This is a genomic window from [Bacillus] enclensis, assembly GCF_001456935.1.
Lineage (GTDB): Bacteria > Bacillota > Bacilli > Bacillales > Bacillaceae_B > Rossellomorea > Rossellomorea enclensis.
In genome coordinates, this window is the sequence record NZ_KQ758482.1 from 1,522,136 (window position 1) to 1,546,797 (window position 24,662).

Annotated in this window: 18 protein-coding genes; 3 read left to right on the forward strand and 15 right to left on the reverse strand. The window is 45.4% G+C overall.

Annotated elements, in window-relative coordinates; translation table 11 throughout:
- The first annotated feature begins 11 nt into the window (after positions 1-11).
- Positions 12-1,040: a cytochrome d ubiquinol oxidase subunit II gene (locus AS034_RS07550; RefSeq protein WP_058298021.1), complete on the forward strand. Its 1,029-nt coding sequence runs from the start codon at positions 12-14 to the stop codon at positions 1,038-1,040.
- Positions 1,041-1,510: 470 nt separating this feature from the next.
- Here the strand turns inward: AS034_RS07550 and menC are convergent, their stop codons facing one another.
- The 6 genes from menC to AS034_RS07580 all read right to left on the reverse strand — a co-directional run bounded on the left by menC (position 1,511) and on the right by AS034_RS07580 (position 8,975).
- Complete coding sequence (gene menC / locus AS034_RS07555; RefSeq protein WP_058298022.1) at positions 1,511-2,617, reverse strand: o-succinylbenzoate synthase; 1,107 nt, start codon at positions 2,615-2,617, stop codon at positions 1,511-1,513.
- Positions 2,607-4,097, reverse strand: a complete 1,491-nt coding sequence (locus tag AS034_RS07560; protein WP_058298023.1) for an o-succinylbenzoate--CoA ligase — start codon at positions 4,095-4,097, stop codon at positions 2,607-2,609. The genes menC and AS034_RS07560 overlap by 11 nt, the downstream gene beginning before the upstream one ends.
- Before the next feature lie 98 nt (positions 4,098-4,195).
- Complete coding sequence (gene menB / locus AS034_RS07565) at positions 4,196-5,014, reverse strand: 1,4-dihydroxy-2-naphthoyl-CoA synthase (protein ID WP_032087250.1); 819 nt, start codon at positions 5,012-5,014, stop codon at positions 4,196-4,198.
- 1 nt (position 5,015) lies between these two features.
- On the reverse strand, positions 5,016-5,840 hold the full coding sequence (gene menH / locus AS034_RS07570; protein ID WP_058298024.1) for a 2-succinyl-6-hydroxy-2,4-cyclohexadiene-1-carboxylate synthase: 825 nt from the start codon (positions 5,838-5,840) through the stop codon (positions 5,016-5,018).
- Entirely contained in the window at positions 5,837-7,573 is a 1,737-nt protein-coding gene (gene menD / locus AS034_RS07575) for a 2-succinyl-5-enolpyruvyl-6-hydroxy-3-cyclohexene-1-carboxylic-acid synthase (RefSeq protein WP_058298025.1), read from the reverse strand. The genes menH and menD overlap by 4 nt, the downstream gene beginning before the upstream one ends.
- Positions 7,566-8,975, reverse strand: a complete 1,410-nt coding sequence (locus AS034_RS07580; RefSeq protein WP_074439960.1) for an isochorismate synthase — start codon at positions 8,973-8,975, stop codon at positions 7,566-7,568. Before AS034_RS07580 ends, menD begins: the two co-directional genes overlap by 8 nt.
- A gap of 376 nt (positions 8,976-9,351) precedes the next feature.
- Here AS034_RS07580 and AS034_RS07585 point away from each other — a divergent pair, with 376 nt between their 5' ends.
- Positions 9,352-10,275, forward strand: a complete 924-nt coding sequence (locus AS034_RS07585) for a 1,4-dihydroxy-2-naphthoate polyprenyltransferase (protein ID WP_058298026.1) — start codon at positions 9,352-9,354, stop codon at positions 10,273-10,275.
- 396 nt (positions 10,276-10,671) lie between these two features.
- On the forward strand, positions 10,672-11,427 hold the full coding sequence (locus AS034_RS07590; protein ID WP_058298027.1) for a TraR/DksA C4-type zinc finger protein: 756 nt from the start codon (positions 10,672-10,674) through the stop codon (positions 11,425-11,427).
- 43 nt (positions 11,428-11,470) lie between these two features.
- Here AS034_RS07590 and AS034_RS07595 read toward each other — a convergent pair whose 3' ends face one another.
- The 9 genes from AS034_RS07595 to AS034_RS07640 form a co-directional block, all read right to left on the reverse strand.
- On the reverse strand, positions 11,471-11,665 hold the full coding sequence (locus AS034_RS07595) for a hypothetical protein (protein ID WP_058298028.1): 195 nt from the start codon (positions 11,663-11,665) through the stop codon (positions 11,471-11,473).
- Positions 11,666-11,737: 72 nt separating this feature from the next.
- A complete protein-coding gene (locus AS034_RS07600) occupies positions 11,738-13,174 on the reverse strand; it encodes a DUF1510 family protein (protein ID WP_058298029.1) in 1,437 nt (478 codons plus the stop codon).
- 29 nt (positions 13,175-13,203) lie between these two features.
- Positions 13,204-14,601: a glycosyltransferase family 2 protein gene (locus tag AS034_RS07605; protein WP_058298030.1), complete on the reverse strand. Its 1,398-nt coding sequence runs from the start codon at positions 14,599-14,601 to the stop codon at positions 13,204-13,206.
- Between the two features lie 233 nt (positions 14,602-14,834).
- Entirely contained in the window at positions 14,835-17,240 is a 2,406-nt protein-coding gene (locus tag AS034_RS07610) for a glycogen/starch/alpha-glucan phosphorylase (protein ID WP_058298031.1), read from the reverse strand.
- Entirely contained in the window at positions 17,230-18,675 is a 1,446-nt protein-coding gene (gene glgA / locus AS034_RS07615) for a glycogen synthase GlgA (protein ID WP_058298032.1), read from the reverse strand. Before glgA ends, AS034_RS07610 begins: the two co-directional genes overlap by 11 nt.
- Complete coding sequence (locus AS034_RS07620) at positions 18,672-19,700, reverse strand: GlgC family sugar phosphate nucleotidyltransferase (RefSeq protein WP_032087243.1); 1,029 nt, start codon at positions 19,698-19,700, stop codon at positions 18,672-18,674. Before AS034_RS07620 ends, glgA begins: the two co-directional genes overlap by 4 nt.
- Positions 19,701-19,736: 36 nt before the next feature.
- Positions 19,737-20,894: a glucose-1-phosphate adenylyltransferase gene (locus AS034_RS07625; protein ID WP_032087242.1), complete on the reverse strand. Its 1,158-nt coding sequence runs from the start codon at positions 20,892-20,894 to the stop codon at positions 19,737-19,739.
- A gap of 1 nt (position 20,895) precedes the next feature.
- Positions 20,896-22,767 carry a 1,4-alpha-glucan branching enzyme gene (glgB, locus tag AS034_RS07630; RefSeq protein ID WP_058298033.1) on the reverse strand — a complete coding sequence of 624 codons (1,872 nt, stop codon included), beginning with the start codon at positions 22,765-22,767 and terminating at the stop codon, positions 20,896-20,898.
- A gap of 742 nt (positions 22,768-23,509) precedes the next feature.
- A complete protein-coding gene (locus AS034_RS07640) occupies positions 23,510-24,649 on the reverse strand; it encodes a mannitol-1-phosphate 5-dehydrogenase (RefSeq protein ID WP_058298035.1) in 1,140 nt (379 codons plus the stop codon).
- Positions 24,650-24,662 lie beyond the last annotated feature (13 nt).

Here is a 24,662-nt window from a genome sequence, read left to right on the forward strand (position 1 = left end):
GAGGTATCATCATGACTCAGGTGCTAATCGCAATTACAATCCTCTGGGGCTTCGTTTTCATCTATGCCGTCATGGCAACGATGGATTTCGGGGCGGGATTCTGGTCGATGCTTTATATCAATCATGACAAGACGAAAGCAACCAATATTGCGAATCGTTATCTGTCCCCGACATGGGAAGTGACGAATACATTCATTGTCGCGCTGGTCGTGGCGGTCTACAGCCTGTTTCCGGGAGCGGCCTATTCCCTCGGGACCGTTCTTCTGGTCCCTGGAAGTTTAATTCTCCTCCTGCTTGCGATCCGCAGTGCGTTTCTCGTCTTTTCACATGTGGCCGATGATTACCGGAAACCGCTGACTTACATTACCGGCATCACCGGTCTTTTGATACCCGGTCTACTCATCAGCGTGCTGCCGATATCACATGGTCCATATATCGATTTTGAAGACGGGCAGACCCTTCAGCTGGGGAAGCTGTTTACAAGTCCGCATGAATATGCGTTCTTTGGGTTTGCCGTAGCAAGCACGTTGTTCCTTTCTTCCCTCCTATTGGCGGACTACTCGAAAGCGTCAAAAGAATACGAGGCTTATAAAGTGTACAGGCGTGATGCGATGATCATCGGCCCCATTTCCGTGGTGATGGCTTTTCTGATTATGTTTACGATGAAAAATGAAGCCAGTTGGATTTATGATCGCATGATGGAGGACTTGACGATCCTTCTCATCTCCCTGCTCGGATTTTTGGTCGCTGGTGCTGCGCTGTTTCTGCCAACGAATAAAGAGGGAATGAAAGGGATGCCGCGTGTGGCCGTGGTTGCCGTCACGTTTCAATATGTATTGGCGAGTTATGTTTACGGTAATGCCCATCTGCCTTATATCATTTATCCTGAAGTGACGATTCAGTCCGGTTTTACCGACCCGAATTCGTTCAGGGCTGTTTTCATTACGTATATCGTCGGGTTTATCATTCTATTTCCAGGGTTCGTTTATTTCTGGAGCCTGTTCATGAATGACAAACGGTATTTGCGGCAAAAGAGTTGAAATGTGCTCCTAATTGGAGATTCAACGAGAGCTCAGAGTTTAACTCTGGGCTTGTTTTTTTGATTTCCGTTGAATGGGAGTGACAACACCTGAACGCCAGGGGGATATTTTTGATAATAAGTGCGGAGTTTTGAAAATTATTCTGATTTTGCGATAACATCATCCAGCAGTCAAAAATAGATTTTCAGCTTTCGATAATAAAAAGTTGATTTATGAAAATAAATCCTCAGTTATCGATAATAAAATCTTAATTTTCGATAATAAAACTGCCAGGGGGATACCGAAGTAATCATTAAAAAGATGTTTGACTGCCTTAAACACAGAAAATGACTTACTTTTCAGCAATAAAAAACTAAAATAATGCAAAAGTGCCAGGAAAATCAAAAAATACATCGATCCCACACAAAAAATCGCCTTTACAACTACAAAAAAGACATGAAATCTTCTTTGACCTCATGTCCAATGCAAATCTATAAAACAAACTCTTCCCTAAACGTACAAACTTCCTTCAAGCGTTTCCCATTAAGCTCTACTCCGATTCCGGGCTTGTCAAATCTTTTCACCATTCCGTTCTCAACAACGATCGGGGTGTCTATGATATCTTCATCCCAATACTTCGAAGATGAGGAGATGTCCCCTGGTATCGAGAATCCTTCAAGGGTGGACAGGCTGATGTTATGGGCCCGGGAGACCCCGAATTCAATCATGCCACCGCACCACAATCTGATTCCATTTTCCATGCAGAGGCGGTAGATATCCAGAGCAGAATTATACCCTCCGACCCTGCCCAGCTTCAGGTTGACGACCCCGCAGCTGTTCAGGTGGATGGCACTTTTCATGTCGCTGGGAGTCACAATGCTTTCATCCAGACATATAGGTGTCACAAGTTTGGTTTGAAGAATACTGTGCTCAACAAGATCGTCCACTCCGAGGGGCTGTTCGATCATTTCCAGACAGAATTCATCAAGGGATTTCAAATGGCCGGCATCACCCAGATCGTAAGCAGAATTCGCGTCCGCCAAAAGGGACAGATGAGGAAATTCCTCTCTCAGTGTACGGACAACGTCAATATCCGCTCCCTTTGAAATCTTGATCTTTATCCGTTCATATCCAGCTTCAATCAGATCCCGGGTCTGTTTGATCATCCCATCAGTGGCACCTGCCCCAACAACGGCACCTGCCAGAACTTTTTCCCGTGTCCCGCCAAGCACATCCCAAAGCGGCTTATCCTGCTGTCTTGCATACAAATCCCAGACCGCCATTTCCAGGGAAGCTTTCGCCATTGCGTTCCTTCTTACACTATCAAAGAGCTCACTCAATTCTGTCGGATGGTTGACTCCATGACGCTCGAGTAATGGAATCAATACATCCTTCAGCATGTGATAAGAGGTTGTCACCGTCTCTTCCGTATACCATGGTGTTGAAAAGGCTACAACTTCACCTAAACCGATCAGTCCGTCCTTGTCCTCCACCTCAATGATGATGCCTTCCCTTGATTCAACCCGCTGAAGATGAGTGACAAACGGTTTTTTTAAAGGCATAGAAATCACATGGAGTCTGATTTTTTTAAGATTCACCGCTGTACACCCCTTTCTCCCAGCGATCTCTCAGTACGCGTCTCAGTATCTTATTGGAAGCATTCCGGGGGATTTCATTCACAAAGACGCATCTTTCAGGCTGCTTGTAAGAAGCCAGTCTGCTTTTACAGAAAGATAAAACGTCGATCTCACTGAGTTGATCCCCGCTTCCTTTCACAATGAAGGCACATGGAACCTGTCCCCACTGCTCACTTGGAATTCCTGCAACCCCGACATCTTCAATACTCGGATGGGATGAGAGCACACTTTCGATTTCTGCAGGATAAACATTCTCCCCGCCTGAGATGATCAGATCGGAACGGCGGTCGAGGACGAATAAGAATCCCTCGTCATCGACATAACCGATATCCCCTGTCGATAACCATCCATCATGGAAGCTCGTATGATTCGCTTCCTCACGCTTATAATACCCTTTCGTGACATTGGGGCCCTTCACGAAGATTTCTCCTTCTTCGCCTGCCCCTGCTTCATTGTCATTTTTCACGATTTTAAGCTGAGAGGGAAACAACGGCTTTCCTGCCGACCCGAGTTTGGACAGACTGTATTCAGGGGAGAGCGTCACGATTTGAGAAGATGTTTCCGTCATGCCGTATGTTTGGAATACAGGGATATGTTTATCTCTGCACGCCTCCAGCAGAGGAAGCGGCGCCGGCCCCCCGCCAAGAAGCATACAGCGGAAATTCTCATGGTAAGACTCATCACCCAAATCCTTCACCAGCCTCTGCAGCATATTGCTGACAGCAGACATGATTGTAATGGAGCCGTCTTTTAGTTCCCCGTTGATCCGTTCGACGTCGAATTGTTCATACAGTCTGACGCCCATCCCGTAAATGACACTTCTCATCAAGATGGAATAGCCGCTGATATGGAAGAGCGGGACCGAACACAGCCAGGTATCGTTTTCACTTATACCGAGATTCAGCGAAGAACCGATGGCACTCCACCAGTGATTCCCAAATGTCTGCAGTACGCCCTTTGGCGCACCGGTCGTCCCGGAAGTATACATAACGGAACAGACTCCGTCTAACTGAAAATGATCCTTCACCTCAAAATGAGAGGGAGATGTGTGGTCTAAATCAGATATCTTCACTTTTTGAACGTTCTGGTCCTGAAGTTTTTCATAAAACGCATCATCCACAATGACGGTGCCTAGATTCATATCTTCTATTTGGAAAGCAAGCTCACCTTGGCTTAACCGGTGGTTCAGAAGCACAGCTTTCAAACCGAGCTGCTGCACGGCATGAATGACAGTTACTGCTTCGACAGTGTTTTTGATCATCAGACCGATGAAGTCGGCATGGGATTCTTTGATATGACAATGGATCTTCCCTGCGGTGTCAACCGTCATATCCCATAATTCTTTAAACGTATAGCGGCGGTCATAACTACTCAATGCGATACGGCCAGGGGTCAAATATGTTCTTTGTTTAAGCCAATTCGGCATCTGCTGGGAAGTCATCATTCTCTACTCCAATTCTCAATGTAATGTAAGATACTCCATATCATAAAAAAACAAAAAACCTGATGAATCGTCGAGATTCATCAGGCTGCCCTCCATTAAGGGAAACGAGGGAATTGTCCGAAGTCCGGTTTGCGTTTTTCTTTGAACGAGTCTCGACCCTCTTTAGCTTCGTCAGTTGTGTAATAAAGAAGTGTCGCATCTCCTGCAAGCTGCTGTAGACCAGCCAGACCGTCTGTGTCGGCGTTGAACGCAGCTTTGAGGAAGCGAAGTGCAGTCGGGCTCTTTTCAAGCATTTCAGATGCCCACTGAACCGTTTCTTCTTCAAGTTTATCCAATGGTACAACCGTATTGACAAGACCCATTTCAAGAGCTTCCTGGGCATTGTACTGACGGCATAGATACCAGATTTCCTTTGCTTTCTTGTGACCTACGATACGTGCTAGATATCCTGCACCGTATCCGGCATCGAAGCTTCCCACTTTCGGCCCTGTCTGCCCGAAGATGGCGTTATCAGCAGCGATAGTGATATCACACACGACATGAAGGACGTGACCACCGCCGATTGCGTAACCGGAAACCATCGCAATGACCGGTTTAGGGATGACACGGATCAAACGCTGCAGGTCCAGTACATTCAGACGAGGAATCTCATCTTCACCTACATAGCCGCCGTGTCCGCGGACACTTTGGTCACCGCCGGAACAGAATGCTTTTTCGCCTGCACCCGCAAGGACGATTACGCCCACTTTGGAATCGTCACGTGCATAAGCAAACGCGTCGATCAGTTCCATTACCGTTTTAGGTGTGAAAGCGTTGCGCACTTCCGGACGGTTGATCGTGATTTTCGCGATCCCGTTATATGTTTCATATAAAATTTCTTCGTAATTTCTTTCTGAAACCCATTCAAAAGCCATATTAGAAATCCTCCTTTATGTAATTGAATAAAACTTCCTTTACTATTGTACCAAACTTTCGAGGATCTTCCACATGAATTGCATGACCCGTGTCGAAAAAAGGGATAATTTCTGTGTAGGGTATGCTCATTTTCATTTCATCCGCAATCGCGGTAAATTTGCGGTCAAGCTCCCCAACAAGCAGAATGACCGGGAATGGCAGGTTTTCAAGAGAATCCCACCAAGACGGCTGGGCCCCGGTTCCCATCCACTTCAGGCTGTTAGATAAACCAACCGGGGACTGCTGAAGGCGCTGCACCCGGATCCTCTCCTTCACCTCTTGCGGCAGTTTTTTCTGTGTGGAGAACAAAGGGATGCCCTCCCAGAATTCCACGAAAGATTGCAGCCCTTCACCCATGATCCTGTCAGCAAGGGCATAATCCCTTTCGCGTCTTTCCCGTCGTTCCTCTTCGGTTTTCAGACCCGGTGAAGCACTTTCCAGTATAAGTACACTGACTGTGTCACTGTATAGGTTCGAATAATGAAGGGCCAGTCTCCCTCCCATTGAATAACCGACAAAGGCTGCTTTTTTGATATGGAGCTCATCCAATATCGCTTTGATGTCTTCCGAGGCTGCATCCATCGAGTACCTGTCAGCATCTAAGGGAGAATCCGTTTTCCCGTGTCCGATGATATCAATGGAGATGCACTGACACATCCCCTTTAACATATCTGTCACTTCACTCCATGTGCGTGTATCACCTGTAAATCCATGAAGAAATACTACGGGAAATCCTTCTCCTTTAACATCTACAAAATAGTCAATCTCATTCACCCGGAGTATCATGGGGTATTCCCTTTCAATTCAGAAACTATTTCCTGGGAAACAAAATTCCACAAATTACGATGAATTGCTACATTTTCTTCCCGGTTTGTCAGGATTTCAATGATCTTGATTCCTTTTTTCTCCCGGGCAAGGGAGAGTGCAGATGCTAAGTCGATTTCTTCTTTCACCAGCTGATAATCAGCCCCATAGAAGGCTGCTGCTGAAGAAAAGTCCAAATCCATCGGGGTGCCGAATAATTCTTCGAAGTAAGTTCCGTCACTTGCCTGCGGCAGGAAGGAGAAGATACCTCCGCCGTTGTTATTCATCACCACGATCGTCATATCAAGACCATATTTCTTTGCAATCAGAAGACCGTTCAGGTCATGGAAAAACGCAAGGTCCCCGATCAACAGATAAAGGGGAGTGTGTCCCGTACTCATCCCGAGTGCAGTCGAAACGACTCCGTCTATTCCATTCGCACCGCGGTTGGCATGCACGGAGATTTTTTTGTCATTATTGAAGAAAAATGTATCAATATCGCGTATCGGCATGGAATTGCTTGCAAATATCGATGCACCTTCCGGCAGCTGTTCTACCAGCTGCTTGACGGCTTTCCCTTCGTTCCACGGCTGGTCATCGGCCTGAAGGATACTTCTCGAAATCGCATTCGCTTTTTTCCACTTTTGCAGCCATCCTGAATCTTTCACCTCTGCCCCAGCCATCAGATCATGACAGAATGATCCCTCATCACTGTAGATGAATTCAGTGGCCATTGCTGTCGGATCCTGCCATTCCTCTCCGCTGCTGACGACCCAATATGGTACGTCCGGCAGTCCTTTAAGGAATAGTGTCAACGGTTTGGAAACAGGCATGGAACCAAATCGGATGATGATATCGGGCTGCAGATCCGCTAGGACTTCCTTCGTTTTTAAGAAAGCATCGTATGTTTCAATGACATTCCCCTTGGAATGCAATCCGCTCCTTACCCCTGATAGAGGATCCGCTGCGACGGGAAATCCGTACTGTTCAGAAAACGCCATGATCGAATCGATGGCCGAGCTGTCAACTCCCGGTCCGCAGACAATCAGTCCGTGCTGCTTTTCCCTCAATATACGAAGCAGGTCATCGCGCATCTCCGTTGTCAATCCCCGGACGCCGTTTATGACCCGTTTGTCCCGTCTGCCCGGTGTAAATGTTGATTCGTCTAAAGCTGGTATCAACGGCTCCCTGATCGGGAAGTTGAAATGAACCGGTCCTGCCGGCGCTGACAAAGCCATACTCACACCTCTGGCAGCTGAAGACTTTGCATACTTCAATATACCGGGAGAAGATTCCGGCAAGGCCATATCGACGCTCCACTTAACATGCTTCCCATACAGATCAAGCTGATTGATCGCCTGCGGGGCACCGACTTCCCTGAGCTCGTGCGGACGGTCGGCTGTGAGCACGATTAAAGGAACCTTCGCATAGCGTGCCTCGATGACGGCTGGATAATAATTGGCTGCAGCCGTCCCAGACGTGCAAAGAATCGCAACAGGCTTTTGTTTTGCCTTTGCGATCCCGAGTCCGAAGAATGCAGCCGAACGTTCATCTACGTTGATATACGTTTTCACCCCGTGGTGATGAGTAAATAGAAGCGCCAAAGGAGTAGATCGGGATCCCGGGCTTATGACCACCTCGTCTACTCCATTTCCGACTAATTCATCGATATAAGCGGCTAGATAACTTGTTAATCTGTGTTGATGTTCATCCATTGATGTTTCCCCCTAATGCCCTCAGCATTGGCCGGAATTTCATTTGAGTTTCCTTGAATTCCGTTTCCGGATCGGAATCTGCCACAATTCCGCAGCCGGCGTATAAATACGATTCTTTTCCTTGAAGCAACCCTGAACGGATCGCAACTGCAAATTCCCCGTTACCATAGGCATCCAGCCAGCCGGATGGTCCTGCATATAAACCCCTGTCCATCTTTTCTTCCTGTCTGATGACATGAAGGGCCTCCTCCCTCGGGACGCCGCCCAAAGCAGGTGTTGGATGTAGCTTTTCAACCATATCAAGCAGGGAAGTCTGTTTGGAAGCCCGGCCTGTAACGGGTGTATATAAATGCTGTATATCTTTCATCTTCATCAGTCCCGGCTGTTCCGGCAATGAAAGATCGCTGCAGAAAGGCTCAAGTGCCTGTTGGATATTCTCGACCACCAGATGATGCTCATAACGATTCTTTTCATCTTTCAGAAGTGCTGCTCCGAGCATCTCATCTTCTTCTATCGACTGCCCCCGGGCAATCGATCCCGCCAGGCAGGTGGAGAGTACTTCTTCCCCGGTCTTTTTGACAAGGCGTTCAGGAGTAGCACCGATGAAGCAGCTTCCATTCCGTTCAAAACTGAAGATAAAGCTGTCCGGCTGCTGCTTCCAAAGATTATCCAGTACAAAGTCAGAGGTGACCGGGGCCTCGAAGCTGACTTTGCATTTACGTGCAAGCACCACCTTTTCCATGCTGCCGCCCTTTAATTCATCCACTACGTTCTGTACCGACGTCTTCCATTCCTCAGGGTTGTAATCCTCAACTCCAGAAACTGTTGTATCATCAGAAACAATCGGAAATTTCGACTTACTCAGGAGTTCATCTTTAATACGTATCAGCTTGTCCAATGAATCCTCGTCATGATTGGAACCGCATAACATATTTACAGTCAGATAATCCGCTTCCTTGGATTTAGTGAGCATTATGGATGGAACCTGAAGAGTCCCGTCAGCAAACTCATCCCATTCCGATCCTCTCTGATTCAGTGGATCGAAGCGGAATCCTCCGAAAAGAAGGGGACCTGTACCGGCCCAGTTCTCCCGGGAAAGTATGACACCATCTTCAATAAAGCGCTTCCACTCTTTCTCAACCGCAAAAAACTGCTCCCTTTCTTCGTCGGTAGAGATCGTGCAGGCCGCGCCGAGTCCGGCGATTGTAATTGTATGATCCCTGTCCTTCCACATAAATCTTGTACCTTCATACAAAGCTTTTCCTTCATTATAGAAGGAAAGTGGATCGACAGCATCGATCTTCTCCACGATGCTGAACAGGACCGGGCGCCTATATTGTCTGGCCTTTTCCATGGCTGTATCAAATGCTTTTTCAATATTGGTTTTATGGATGGTAACCAACCCGAATTCCCCCAAACAATCACGTACATGATCAAAACTTATTATAAGATACACCTCACCCTGAGGTGTGTCAACGATGTGTATGACAAATAAACAATTATATCCTTATTATATAATAAACCCTTTTTACCTATTTGAGAAACCTAAAGGGTTGTAAAAGTGCTCAAATAATGGAAGTCCTATTTAACTGTTAAAGATTTCCGTGCAGGACTATGGTTACGACTCTATCCTCCAGGAGCATCATTTCTGCTTATATAGCAACATTCACCATCTTTAAAAAAAGATTGACACTGCCCACTCGTTTACCTACACTTTAATCTGTAAAGGAATTGTAATGTTTTCAGGAAAATTCCTTAAATATTAAGGAGAGAGATGCATGGCACATCAAATGACAAATACAATAGAAGCAGATAAAGGCTGGAAAATCTGGTGGCAGCTCACCAGGCCCCACACATTGACGGCCGCTTTCGTTCCGGTGCTGCTCGGGACGGTACTTGCCCTTCAATATACAGACGTTAGAATCTCACTGTTTTTAGCAATGCTGGCAGCCTCCCTGCTTATACAGGCCGCCACGAATATGTTCAATGAGTACTATGATTATAAGCGCGGGCTCGACACAGAACACTCTGTCGGGATCGGCGGAGCCATCGTACGGAACGGCGTTAAGCCTTCGACGGTCATGACCATCGCCTTTTCATTTTACGGAATTGCCCTGCTGTTGGGATTTTACATTGTCGTCAACAGCACATGGTGGCTGGCGGTGATCGGATTAATATGCATGGCCGCAGGTTATTTTTACACCGGAGGCCCAATGCCGATCGCTTACACACCGCTTGGTGAAATTGTAGCGGGACTCTTCATGGGCCTCATCATCGTCCTGATTTCTTTCTACATCCAGACGGGAAATATCTCGACAGAAAGCATCCTGATTTCCGTGCCTGTTTCCATACTTGTAGGTCTGATCTTAATGGCCAACAATATCAGGGACTTGGATGGAGATAAAGAAAACGGCCGCAAAACCGTCGCTATCCTGCTTGGCAAAAAAGGAGCCATCGTCCTCCTTGGAAGCATGTTCTTCCTAACTTACGCATGGACAGCCGGATTGGTACTGTTTGGAGACATGTCCCCGTGGCTACTGGTTTCTTATCTTAGTATTCCAAAAGCCGTAAAAGCTACAAAAGGCTTTATTGGAAAAACCCAGCCGCTCGAAATGATGCCGGCGATGAAAGCGACAGCCCAGACAAATACAATCTTCGGTTTTCTGCTTTCCATCGGGCTGTTGATTGCATATTTCTTTTAATACCATTCACAATAGTTAATCAAAACCGGGTAGGTCTATGCCCGGTTTTTTATTTTAAAGAAAGAACATTCCATAAAGGGCATTAATCTGGAGATTAGAAACTTCGGCTACAGGCACAAAAATTTGAATACCGGCACAATTATAAATTGCAGCTAAGATTGATTTCACTGGAAAAATTAAAGAGTGAAATCGAGTCAAAGTGAAGGAAATTGAAAAGGGAACCTTTAAAAGAGTTTGAATCCTCTAAATAACTTCCCACCCAAAAGGAAAGCACTCTCCCCACAAGAGTGCTCTTTTTTATGTTTTAATCCGTCCACTTTCGGATAAAGTATGATTAGACAAAAAAAGTGATCCGGCAGTCATAAGCCGGACGTTAAAATGAAGGATGTGAGAAGATTGCTTACAAATAGTCAGCAAGAAAACTTGAAGAAAGAACTGCTTCAACAACAATCCCAATTGAGTGAACATCTAAAGCGGGACCTTGACAGTCTTCATGATACAAACGAACGCAATAATTCCGGTGAATTGTCCATGTATGACAATCATCCGGCGGATATGGGTACGGAGCTCTATGAACGTGAAAAGGATTTTGCGATCGATGATCACTCAAAGACTGAGTTGAACAAGATCGATCAGGCGTTAAAAGCCATGGAAGACGGAACATACGGTAAGTGTAAGGAATGCGGCCAGGAAATTCCCTATGAGCGACTTGAAGTGATTCCGACGACGCTTTATTGCAAGGATCACTCCCCGGAGCAGTCCAGAGCGGAAGACCGGCCGGTTGAAGAGGACGTACTGCAGCCGCCGATTGATAATGAGTTCAAACACCGCACGAACGGTAACGTCCGGGATGACGAAGACAGCTTCCAGGAAGTTGCCCGCTACGGGACTTCTGAAACGCCATCTGACTTTGAAGGCGAATACGAAGACTATTCGGAATTGTATCAAGGAGATGATTCATCCGAAGGGTTCACCGAGGATTATGAAAGCTTCGCAGCAACGGATATCGCAGGGTCAAACCGCAAGACCTATCCGTCTAAAAAACACGAGGATTATGAAGAAATGCTTGATGACAATGACCTCGAGTCACCGATTGGGGATATTCCGTATAAAGACGGGGACAGTTACGTTTCCAAAAAGAAAAAAGATTAATTCTAAAAAACCAAGGCTATGTCATACTAGCCTTGGTTTTTTATTAGAAGCCTTCCCGTGCGGAATTTTTATCATTTAAATTCTCTTCAACTCTGGATAGACTCTTCAACGCCTCTCTTTCTATTTCTTCTATGCGTTCTTCATACATTGCCTCTCTTTTTCTTAAAATGAACCATAATCCGCATATCATTAACAATAGTAAGATGACGGCCCCTGTCAGCCATGTTGTGATAGTCATGTATACCTACTCCCATTTTTTCTTTTTGTTCAGGCCGTATTCGATTAACCTCAAGCTTATGCAATAACTTTATCAGCGGTTTTTCTGATCATTTTTATACAGTTCTTCCACCTTGACTGGTGCGTAGCCTCTGCCTACAATCCACTCGACATGAACTCTGTAATTCTCTGTCTGAGTTTTATTCGTCACAGTAGCCAAGACTTTATTCATTCCTTTACCTTCCACCCACCAAAGAATCATATCATTCCTTGATAAATTAGCCCCTTTGGCTATTGCTTCAGTCATTTCTTCCCAATCCAGTGACCCCTCATCAAACGTTACCTTTGTATGATTTGTTTGATTGGTCGGAACAGGTGTCCAAACTTCATTGATGACTCTTTTTACATTTGGTTGATCACTGGTTTCATTCGATTTTTTGTCTGCCTCTTCTTCCTCAGTTTCATCCTTGGCTGTTTCATAAGACCTTTCCGTTTCAGGATCTTGATCTTTCATTTCGGTATCTTGATCACTTTTAGATCGGTTCGCTGCAGACCCAAGATCCCCGGATTTCTTATTATTTTCAGCATCTTTCTTTAATTTCGAACGACTATGATCTACAACCGGACCGTCTGATATCATTTCTAAATGTTTTTTCAGCGTGAGTGAAATAGTGTCGAGGTTCTTTTTATCCGGCATGTAATAATAAGTGCCTTTAAAGGTTTTGTCTTTCCCTTCTATTTTGTGAGCTTTCATGGTTTCCCTGGCACTCTTGTAATTTGCTTGAATATTCCATATGTCAATCGGATTCATGTTTGTCTTCACATTATGTTGGATAACATCGATGATTTCACCGAATTTGGTAAGGGATTCTATACTCTCCCCTTTCTGCATCAGCGCTTCGATAACTTGACGCTGACGTTTCTGACGACCAAAGTCTCCCCTGGGGTCTTTTTTCCTCATCCGGGCGTAAATCAATGCTTCTTTACCGTTCAGCTTAATTTCGCCTTTCGGGAAGTGTACATGTTTATCCGTGAACTCTAAATCATTGTTCACTTCAACTCCGCCGTAAGCATTGACGATTCCCTCAAAGCCCTTCATGTCCACTTCAATGAAATAATCGACAGGAACATCCAGGAGTTTCTCCACAGACTTGATTGTTTCTGCGGGGCCGCCAACTTGATAGGAGCTGTTGATTTTATCCAGGCCACCATCAATCTTAATGTGCGTATCCCTCGGGATGCTGACCATTTCGATTGATTTTGACTGGGGGTTAAGGGTCATCAGGACCATTGTATCGGCTCTTCCCCCCTCTTCACCCGGACGGGTATCCACTCCCATCAGAAGGATGGAAATGGGATCTCCATCGGTCAGGCTCAGGTCGTCCACACGTCCCTGGTATTTTTCTTTATGATCAATTTCTTCGTTCATGCTTGCCCCTGTCGAAGTGACAAACTGGAATGTGAAACTCACCAGGGTTAAAATGGACACCGTCAGTGAGGTTAATGTGATCAACAATACTTTCTTACCCATTGTCTCCTCCTTCAATCATGTTCCTTCTTTTATGCAGTGTATTCGGTCTCGTCCTCCCCATAATTCCTGCCTGTCCTCGATACTTTGTTCCACTTTTTGTTGAAGAAATATGAAATACTTCCAAACATGACAAAATACATCGTGACAAATCGGTAGATGAATATGTCGAAAAGAATGGCCCCCATGATTCGGAAACCATCTTTAATGGAGAACGTAAATCCATAATGCTTACCCTGTCTGATTGCTGCTACATCATAAATCACTCCGAACACAAAAATCCAAAACATATAGAAAAACATATAGTTCAAATATGTATTTTGCGGATCGTAGATCATATTGACAATCACAATTGCCGTCATGATATATGAAGCAATCGTCCCTACCAGGAATGCTTCGAAGATGTAAAAGAAAGATACCGCTTTGCTGAACAGGGTTTTTCCGAAAAAAGAACTGAAGTGGATGACACAGTCTATGTAAGCCTTTTGCCAGCGCACACGCTGTTTTGTCAGATCCCTCCAAGTCTCCGGCAGCTCTGTGTATCCGACCGCCTCCGAAATAAAACGAATCTTTTTCTTTTTATCTTTTGCGATCAATCGATGGATCCGCAAGGTGATGTCAATGTCTTCACCTATCGTGTTTCGGTAGCCGCCAACATCAAGCAGGGCCTGTTTTCTAAAAATCCCGAAAGCACCTGATATGACAGCCAACGCTTTAAAGCGGACCAAAGAGAGCTTTGAAATATAGAATGCTTTCAGAAAATCCAATACCTGCACACGCAGCAGCATATTGGCATGTTTCAAAGATAACCGTTTCGAGGAATCATTTGGCTTTGTCTGAAGAACATGGACCATACCTCCGGCAGCGACAACATGGCCGTCTTTGAATGTATCGTTAACAGCATGCAGGGCATCATGGTCCAATATCGTGTCTGCATCCAGCGTGATGGTGATTTCATGCAGAGAATAATCGATTCCGGCGTTTAAAGCATCCGCTTTTCCTCCATTTATCTTATCTATGACATAGACATGCGGATACAACCCCGACCGGTAGATGCCTTTGACTTCTTGATATTCCAATTTACCTCCAGGGTTCATGGAATAGGGTTCCAGCTCCAGTAATCGATACAGCTCATCCATCGTATCATCGGTTGAACCGTCATTGATATAAATGATTTCCAATTCTCTATAAGGCAGTGACGACATATTCCGGACCGAGGTTTCTATTATCCCTGTTTCGTTATAGCAAGGAATCAATATACTCAGACCTTGTTCTTCTTCATACCCATGCTTGATCATCCATTCCTTGATTGCGGGATTTCGTTTAGACCTTTCATCATTGTCCCTGAAAAACGGCAGGCAGTGGTATAAATGAAGTACAGGAAAGGTGACACTTAAAATGAAAAATACGGTGATCAATATGTCCAACATGTCCACTCCTTCTATAAAAATAAAAAGTCCCCCGATAGTGGAGGACTTGCTTTTACTCATTATTAAAAATAATAACACAGGGTGCACATCGTCAAATACAGTCGAATTGTTCAAAAACACGGTCTGTTTATTTAGTATAAACTATATAAGTGACAGAATAGTTTTCCTGACTGCGCTTACAAAACAGGTCTTTTATTGCAATTATATTCTCCTATCAATAAAGGTTTCCGACACTATCTCATCAAACTACCCTGCCCGATCTTCCAAATGTTCCTCGCATATTCCTCGATTGTCCGGTCACTGGAAAAATAGCCGGAATTCGCGATGTTATGAAGACACATGCGCGACCATTCTTCCCTATTTGTATAGGCCTTGCCCGCTTCTTCCTGAATTGCCGCATATGAATCGAAGTCACGGAGGACAAAGAACTGGTCATTTTCCCCCAGCAGGGAATCATAAATTGTTTCGAAGTGGTCATCCGCACCTGGCAGCGTATCATCTACAAGCTGGTTCAGTACCTTCTTGATACGCGGATCATGATGATAATATTCCATCGCGTAATACCCGCCCTGCTTCTGATAATTCATCACTTCCTCTGCCGTCAATCCGAAGATGAAAATATTCTCTCCCCCGACTTGCTCCAGGATTTCGATGTTGGCTCCATCGAGCGTTCCCAGTGTGAGAGCACCATTCATCATGAATTTCATATTTCCCGTACCGGATGCCTCTTTACTGGCAGTTGAAATCTGCTGAGACAAATCAGCCGCCGGAATGATTTCCTCAGCCAGTGACACCCGGTAGTTTTCCATGAAGACGACCTTGAGCCTTCCCTTAACGGCAGGATGGTCGTTCACGAGGTCTGCAACCGAATGAATGAGTTTGATGATTTTTTTAGCATAGAAATAACCGGGTGAAGCCTTAGCCCCGAAAATGAACGTCCTGGGATGGAAATCGAAATGGGGATCCTCCAGGCACCGGTTATAGAGATGCAGGATATGAAGCACATTCAACAGCTGTCGCTTGTAAGCATGAAGCCTCTTCACCTGAATATCGAAGATGGAATCCGTATCGATTTTCATCCCGTTGTTCTCATAGATCCGCCGGGCAAGCCTTTCTTTATTCACCTGCTTCACTTCATGCAGATTTTTGAGGAAAGCAGCGTCATCCCTGTACGTTTCCAAATCCTTCAGTTTACCCGGCTGATGGATCCAATCGGTTCCGATCGCAGAAGTGATCAGCTTAGATAGCGGTGGGTTGCTTCCCAAGAGCCACCTTCTATGCGTGATGCCATTGGTTTTACTATTGAATTTATCCGGGTAATATTGGTAAAATAAGTTCATTTCCCTTTGCTTGAGGATTTCGGTATGAATTTTTGCCACTCCGTTGACGCTGAAGCTCCCGACAATCGCCAAATGCGCCATCTTCACTTCTCCGTGAGAAATGATGGCCATGTCCTCGATCCGCTTCCACTCACCCGGATAATCCTCCCATAACCCTTTGCAAAAACGCTCATTGATTTCGTTGACGATCATAAAGACCCTTGGAAGCAGCGGCTGGAAAATACGGACCGGCCATTTCTCCAATGCCTCAGAGAGTGTCGTATGATTCGTATAGGCAAATGTCTTCGTCGTGACTTTCCATGCCTCATCCCAGTCGAATTCATATTCATCCACAAGGACGCGCATGAGTTCCGGGATGGCAAGCACCGGGTGGGTATCATTGATATGGATCGATACGTATTCATGAAGGTCCTTCAAATCTCCGTATCTGTAAATATATGAGTCTATGATCGACCGGATACTTGCCGACACAAGGAAATACTGCTGCTTCAAACGGAGGATCTTCCCCTCATCATGGGTGTCGTCGGGATAGAGGAATTCAGTGATTGCCTCTGTTTCCCGCTTGTATTTCATCAGATCCTTCCCTGCCTTATAGGCAGCAGGTTCCGCACTCCATAACCGGAGCGTATTCACTGTCGAGGTTTCATGACCCACAACGGGCATATCGTATGGAACGGCTGATACGAGTTCGGCATCAACATGTCTGAACTTCAGTACGCCTTTCTCCGAGTAGGATTCGACTTTCCCCCAAAAAGGGACCTCCACAGTCAAATCAGACTTCCTCACTTCCCATACATGGCCGTGACGAAGCCACTGTTCTGGAAGCTCCATTTGAAAGCCGTTGACAATTTTTTGTTCAAACAATCCATGTTTGTATCGGATGCCATACCCGTGGCCAGGGAGATTGAGTGAGGCCAGGGAATCCAGGAAACAGGCGGCCAGGCGTCCGAGCCCTCCATTGCCGAGTCCCGCATCATGTTCGATTTCTTCAATATCGGCAAGGTCGATCCCAAGGTCCTTCAGTCCCTTATCGACAACCTCATAGATCCCGAGATTCATCAAATTCTGTCTCAGGAGACGACCGAGGAGGAATTCAATCGATAAATAATACACCTGCTTCCTTTTATTAAAACGATACTGCTCATTCGTATGGATCCAGTTCATGCTGATATATTCCCTTATCAAGTGCCCCAGGGTGAAGAATTGATCCTGGGGGGTGGATTCAGGAAATGTCTTTCCGTACATCATTTCAAGTTTCTTGAGAAACATCTCTTTGAACTCATTGTGATCAGAAAACATGGCTTTCACTCCTCGATACAAGGTCAGCATATAATTGGTTGTACTTGAAGGCGGATTGCGCCCAACTATAATCTTTATTCATGGCGGTCTGTACGATATGCTTCCATGTTTCCCTTTCATCATTGTAAAAACGCAGCGCCCTTTGATACGTATGGAGCATGTCATGCGCATTGAAATTCTTAAAGGAAAATCCGTTCCCCGTCTTCGTCTCTTCATTATACGATTGGACCGTATCGTTCAGTCCGCCCGTCTCCCTCACCAGCGGCAGCGACCCGTACCGCAAGGCGATCAGCTGCCCGAGTCCGCACGGTTCGAACTTAGACGGCATCAGGAACAGATCCGATGCTGCATATATTTCTTTCGCAAATTCCTCATTGAATCCGATCGTCACCCTGACTTTATCAGGATATTGCCTTTCCATCTCGCGGAAGAATTGTTCGAATTCCCAGTCTCCCGTCCCCAGCAAGACAAATTGAACATTTTCCCGGAGCATTTCATGAAACACACCCCTGACCAATTCGAGTCCCTTTTGGACAGTCAAACGGGAAATGATCGAAACAACCGGGATGTCTTCATTCACTTCAAGATTCAGCTTCTGCTGAAGTTCACGCTTTGTTTCTATTTTCCCTTGCAGATTTCCGCTCCTGTAAGGGAATCCTCCCTCTTCAGGATTGTACACCTCATCATCGATCCCATTCAGGATGCCTTCAAGCTGACCATAACGCAGCCTTAAGATGCCATGGAGTTTTTCACCATAATACGGAGTCAATATTTCCTCTTTATAGGTCGGGCTTACGGTGGTGACATAATCCGAAGAAATCAAAGCCCCCTTCATGAAATTGATATTGTCATAAAACTCAAGGTACTCAGGGTGAAAATAACGTTCGGGAATCCCCAGCAGTTCTGTCATCACAGACTTCGGAAAGATTCCCTGGAACTGAAGATTATGGATGGTAAAGATGCTCCGGATGAAGGCATACCCCGGTTTATCCTGGTACTCTGTCCTTAAAAGAAACGGCACCATCCCGGTATGCCAGTCATGGCAATGAATCACATCCGGATAGAAATCAATGGCTTCGATGGCCTCCAGTACCGCTCTCGTAAAAAACGAAAACCGCTCGCCATCATCGAAATAACCATACATGCGGTCACGATTGAAGTAATACTCGTTATCCACAAAGTAATATGTAACCCCGTCGTGATGGAGCTCTTCAATCCCGCAATATTGATTCCTCCATCCAACAGAAACAAAAAACTCTTTCTTCTTTTTCATCTTTGAGCGAAACTCCCGGGGAATCCCCCCATACTTCGGGAGAATGACCCTGATATCAGTCCCCAGGCTCCTCAGCTCTTTTGGGAGGGCGCCTGCAACGTCAGCCAGCCCTCCCGATTTAACAAAAGGCACACACTCAGAAACAGTAAACAATACTTTCACGAATTCATCAGCGCTCCTTGAATCATTCCTTTACGGATGACAATGGGATGGCCGGGTTCGCCAATCAGCTTAACTCCGTCCTCGATCCTCACGTCTTTATCCAGGATGACATTCTCTAGTACACAGTTATCTCCAATTTGACTCTTTTGCATAATGATACTGTTTGAAATACTTGTATTCTTTCCTACTTTCACTGCCCGGAACATGGTTGAGTTCCGAACCTTCCCTTCTATATAACAGCCATTGGCGATGATGCTGTTCTTGACTGAGGCCCCGGACGTGTAGCGGGCTGGAGGCTCATCCTTCACTTTCGTGTAAATCGGCAATTCCTTTTTGAACAGCTCTTTCCAAGATGAAACATCCAGCAGCTTCATACTCGTTTGATAATATTTTTCTATGCAATCCACTGTTTCCACGAATCCAATATGTTCATATCCACAAACCTTGTAGCCGCTGTCCATGTCTTCCACAACGTCCTTCATGCATGTATAACCTGATTCTTCACGGCCCTCGATCAATTCTGTCAACAGCGACGTTTTTACCACATACATCTCGAGTGACTTCCCTTTATGGCGGATTTCGGTGATATCGCATCCAATCATTGCATGCCTTTCAAGGACCGGCCGGTAATTGATATTGCAGACTGTATAACAATTGCTGATCAGAGCATATTCCTGGCGGCTGCGGTGGAAATAATCCAGGTGATGGGCGAAATGATTGAAGGACCCCACTCCGTCATCCACTGCATCAAGTCCCGGAGCCGGAAAAAAGAATAGACCGTCACGCTTCCGGTTCAAGTCCCAGTTCTTGCCGGAACCAAGATGATCCATTAACGAACGATATTGAAACTTCGGGAAAATCGCAACAGAACCGATATCTGAATTCACCATATTGGACAATACGAAATCAATCAAACGGTATCTTCCTGCAATCGGAAGGGCAGCCATCGACCGATGTAAGAGCAAATCCTCTAAAGACTGATAATAACTAGTGGCATCTATGACTCCAAGCAATGAATTTTTCACGATAATTCCTCCTCTTACGTTGTACTTTAGAGTTTCTTACACTTCTTCCTGCTCAAGCAATGTATCAATGAATGCCTCCGTCACTAGGATTACTTCATCCGATCCCTCTTCCGGCATGATGCAGACGCCGCTCGGAACTTTGACATTCGGCGGAACAATCGCCTGTTCGATATAGGAATTCTCTCCGATCAAGGCATCCGGCATGATCACCGACCGTGAAACATGTGCACCTTTCTTAACTGTCGTCCCCTGAAATAACACAGACTTCGATATCGTGCCTTCAATCGTACAGCCTTCATTGACAAGCGATCCTTCCACCAAGGCATCCGCCGAAATATATTGAGGAGGTTCATTCGGATTGACCGAGTATACCCTCCACTCATGATCAAACAAGTTCAACTCATTGTCCTCGTCAATCAGGTCCATATTCGCTTCCCACAAGCTTTTTACCGTGCCGACATCCTTCCAGTAGCCCTTGAACGGATAGGCCATCAGCTTTTTCTTTTCATCAAGCAGAAGCGGGATCACATCTTTTCCGAAATCATGGCTGGAATGAGGATTCCGTTCATCCATCTCAAGAAAATCCTTCAAGACGGACCAATTAAAAATATAGATTCCCATTGAAGCGAGATTGCTCTTCGGATAGGCAGGCTTCTCCTCAAATTCCGTGATCCTCATCTCTTCATTCGTATTCATCAAGCCGAAACGGCTGGCCTCGGACCAATCCACCTCGATCACCGATATCGATACATCCGCTTTCTTCTCGATATGATAGTCGAGCATTTTACTATAATCCATCTTGTAGATATGATCGCCCGATAATACCAGGACGTACTCGGGATCATACTGCTCCAGATAATTCATATTTTGATAGATGGCACTTGCCGTCCCTGTATACCAGCGCATCTCGGATGACTCTGCATATGGTGGCAGAACCGTCACGCCGCCATTTTTGCGGTCAAGATCCCACGCACTGCCGATCCCGATATAGGAATTGAGCACAAGCGGCTGATACTGTGTCAGGACCCCGACCGTATCGATCCCTGAGTTCGTGCAGTTGCTCAATGTAAAATCGATGATGCGGTATTTCCCCCCAAACGGGACGGCAGGCTTCGCAAGATTCTTCGTCAAAGAACTCAATCGACTCCCTTTACCGCCTGCTAACAACATGGCCACACATCTTCCCTTTGCCATTCTATTCTCCCCTTCCGTAATCTGGTTTTAAATAAACTGCACCGTATGGAGGAATCGTCATCACTACGGATCCCGCTTTTCCATGATAGGTTTCATGGTGTACAGAAAGCGGTGCAGGATTGACCTGATCCGAACCTCCATATTTCCCGGCATCACTGTTCCATATCTCTCTATAGGAATCGGCATGAGGCACACCGACCTTATACCCGTGATAAACAATCGGACTGAAATTACAGATTACCACCAGATGGTCGTTCTCTTTCTTTCCCCTTCTGATAAAAGAAAAAATCTGCTGTTCTGAATTGTTTACATCAATCCATTCAAACCCTCCAGATTGATGATCCAGTTCGTATAAAGCCTCGGCACCCTTATATAAATGCACTAAATCCTTAAAATATGAGTTGAATTTGTGATGAAAATCGTAATTCATCAAATGCCAATCAAGCTCCTCCAAGTCCTTCCACTCCGAAAACGGGGCCAGCTCGCTTCCCATAAACAGCAGCTTCTTTCCAGGATGGGCGCACATAAATCCCAGAAGCAGCCGGTACTGTGCAAACTTCTGCCAGTAATCGCCCGGCATTTTATCCAGGAGTGACTTTTTCCCATGCACCACCTCATCATGCGAAAAAGGGAGTACATAATTCTCAGAAAAGGCATAAAGAAGGGAAAAGGTCATCAGGGAATGGCCATCCTTGCGCTTCTCGGGCGGCGTCTCCATATAATCGAGTACATCATTCATCCAGCCCATATTCCATTTATAATTAAAGCCAAGCCCCCCATAATGTACAGGGGATGTCACCTGCGGCCAATCCGTCGAATCCTCCGCAATCATCAGGATGGAAGAATCATATTCGAATACGGCCTGGTTCAGCTTTTTCAGGAATCCGATCGCCCCTTCATTCGGCGACTGCTGACCCTGATTTGCCCAGTAAATGATATTGGCCACGGCATCAATCCTGAATCCGTCTATATGGTACATTTCCATCCAGAATCGCGCGTTTGAAATCAAGAAACTTCTTACTTCACCTTTACCGAGGTCAAAATTCGCCGTCCCCCACGTATAGTTCTCGCGGTCCCGTTCTTCCCCGTACTCATAAGCAAAAGAACCGTCAAATTGGTATAAACCATGTGCATCTTTACAAAAATGTCCCGGAACCCAGTCCAAGATGACTCCTATATCGTTCCTGTGGCATTCATCGATGAATCCCATCAGCTCGTGAGGTTCTCCGTACCTGCTAGTCGGAGAATAGTAGCCAGTCGACTGATACCCCCACGAACGGTCAAAAGGGTGCTCGGTGACCGGGAGAAGCTCGATATGAGTAAAACCGTGCTCTTTCACGTACGGAATCAATTCCCGGGCAAGCTCCTTATAGGATAGAAATTTCCCATCTTTCTTTTTCCATGTCCCTGCATGCACTTCGTAGATGAACATAGGCTTATCATAAATCGATGAACCCGACCTTTTCTCGAGCCACTCTTCATCACTCCACTGAAACCCTTCCAGTTCATACACAATGCTTGCCGTCTGTGGACGTTTCTCTGAAGCAAACCCGTACGGATCCGACTTAAGCTTTCTCTCCCCTGATAAGGTGGTGATCTCATATTTATAGGTTTCACCCGTCAAATCACCATCCACCCGAACAGCCCACAACCCTTCCCGGTTCCACTTTTGCAGCTCATACCCGGCACTCTTCCAATCATTGAACGACCCTGCCAGGGACACACTCCGTGCATTCGGTGCCCAAACGCAAAATTCTGTATAGGTCCCCCGCGAGTCCTTCCTCACGTGTGAACCCATAAACTGATACGCTTGCTGTAAACTTCCCTCATGAAATAAAAAAACATCATAATCAGATAACATCATTGCGTTCATCACTTCACCTACATTTTTCAATCTATTAACTACTTTCTGCTACTTATGAAGAATTCCTTTTTAAAAACATCGCTCTATTCCGACATAATCCTACACCGGCCGAAAGGAAAGCGATTGCATTGTAAGAGTATGGAAAATGATAAGGTTTTCATGGTGAAAATATAGGGAATGCTGTCGAAAGTTTTTTGAGGAAAAAAGAAGGAAAAAAATGAAGAAAGTAAAAGGATTCCGTTATTCAGTAGGGAAATATACTGTCCGTTATGTAGGCAGCATTATAACGCCCATCGTCCTTGACGCAGAATATTAATTGGTTGTACTCGTTGTATTAGGTATAATCATCGTTCTGGCAAAACTTGAATTGTACTCGTTCGGAATTGGGGAATCTTTTAATTTTGACCCATAATCTTTCGAAAACTGAACTTTTTCTTTCAATTCCGGGCAATAATCTTCGAATTTCGCGGGATAATCTTTTAATTTTAGGATTAATTCCGTCACTTACCAAAAAAATCCAAATTATAAAATCAATGGGGAGCGGAGCAAACCTCCTCCGCTTTTCAAATAAGCTACTCTTCCCGCAGGAGTCTGCGTCTTGCACTCCAATAACCGCTTGAACAGATTGAATCTAAATGTACATTTGAAACATAACTAACAAAAAACCGAACTAACCTGCCTCATGAGATGCAAATTAGTTCGGTTTTCACTTTGACTGAAGCACTTTTCCTAAGCTTCATGATGAAAATTATTAAGATTTAAGTTCTTCATACTGATGAATGATTTCAGCCGTGATCGGGCTTTTTTCGTCCAGTCCGCTTACTTCCTTGAGAACGTATGGAACACCGTTTTCTTTAATCATGTTCTGGATCTCAATGGCTTCCTGATCTTCAGGGTGATCGAATAATAATGCCGCTGCAATGGCTTTGGCAAGATTGGAGTAGGAAAGCCCTGCTTTTTGTGCTTCAGTTGTCGGACGGATCAGTCTGTCATCCGGACCGAGTTTTCTCATCGGTGCACGTCCGACCCTTGTTACCCCGTCGTTCAAGTAGGAATTCTTGAAACGCTCGATGTTTTTTTCGATGTACGCAAGATGTTCCTTTTCATCCAACCCGTACTGCTTAATCAGGTAAGCACCGGTTTCTTTAAGCGTCTCCCTCACCTGCTCTGCGATGCTTTCATCAGCAAGTGTTTCATCAATCGTTGTTTTCCCTTTCAAATACCCAAGATAAGCGATGACTGCATGACCCGTGTTCACCGTGAACAGTTTTCGCTCGATGAAAGGGGCTAGGTCAGGGACGATGGTCATACCATTAACCGGCGGGATGGATACATCCGCTTCCACCACCCACTCGTAATAAGGTTCAACAAGGACATCCAATGAATCCTGCTCCTGGATCGGCACAATGCGGTCTACAGCTGAATTGAAGAAGTACACTTTCCCTTCCAATTTTGACTTCACTTCATCGGATAAATGATCCATGATATGTCCCTTTAAGATATCCGTCGCCCCGATTTGATTCTCGCATGCAATCACATAGAGGGGTTCGTCGGTTTCAAGGATACGGTTTTCAATCCCTTGGGAGATGAGCGGTGCGATTCGTGGAAGGATATTTGGACCGATTGCTGTAGTCAGATACGACGCCTTGGCAATTTCGTCCATCACTTCCTTTTCCTGATGGAGATTGTTAAGTCCCGATACGTTGGAAATCGTTTCGCTTTCATGCTTTTCCGTTGCCAACTTCACCTGGTAAGTTCCTTCAGCATTCAACTTATCAATGACTTTTTCCGCAATGTCGACGAACGTGACGTGATACCCCGATTTAGAGAACAACGCCCCTATAAAACCTCTGCCAATATTACCTGCGCCAAAATGTACAGTCCGTTTCATTATCATCATTCCT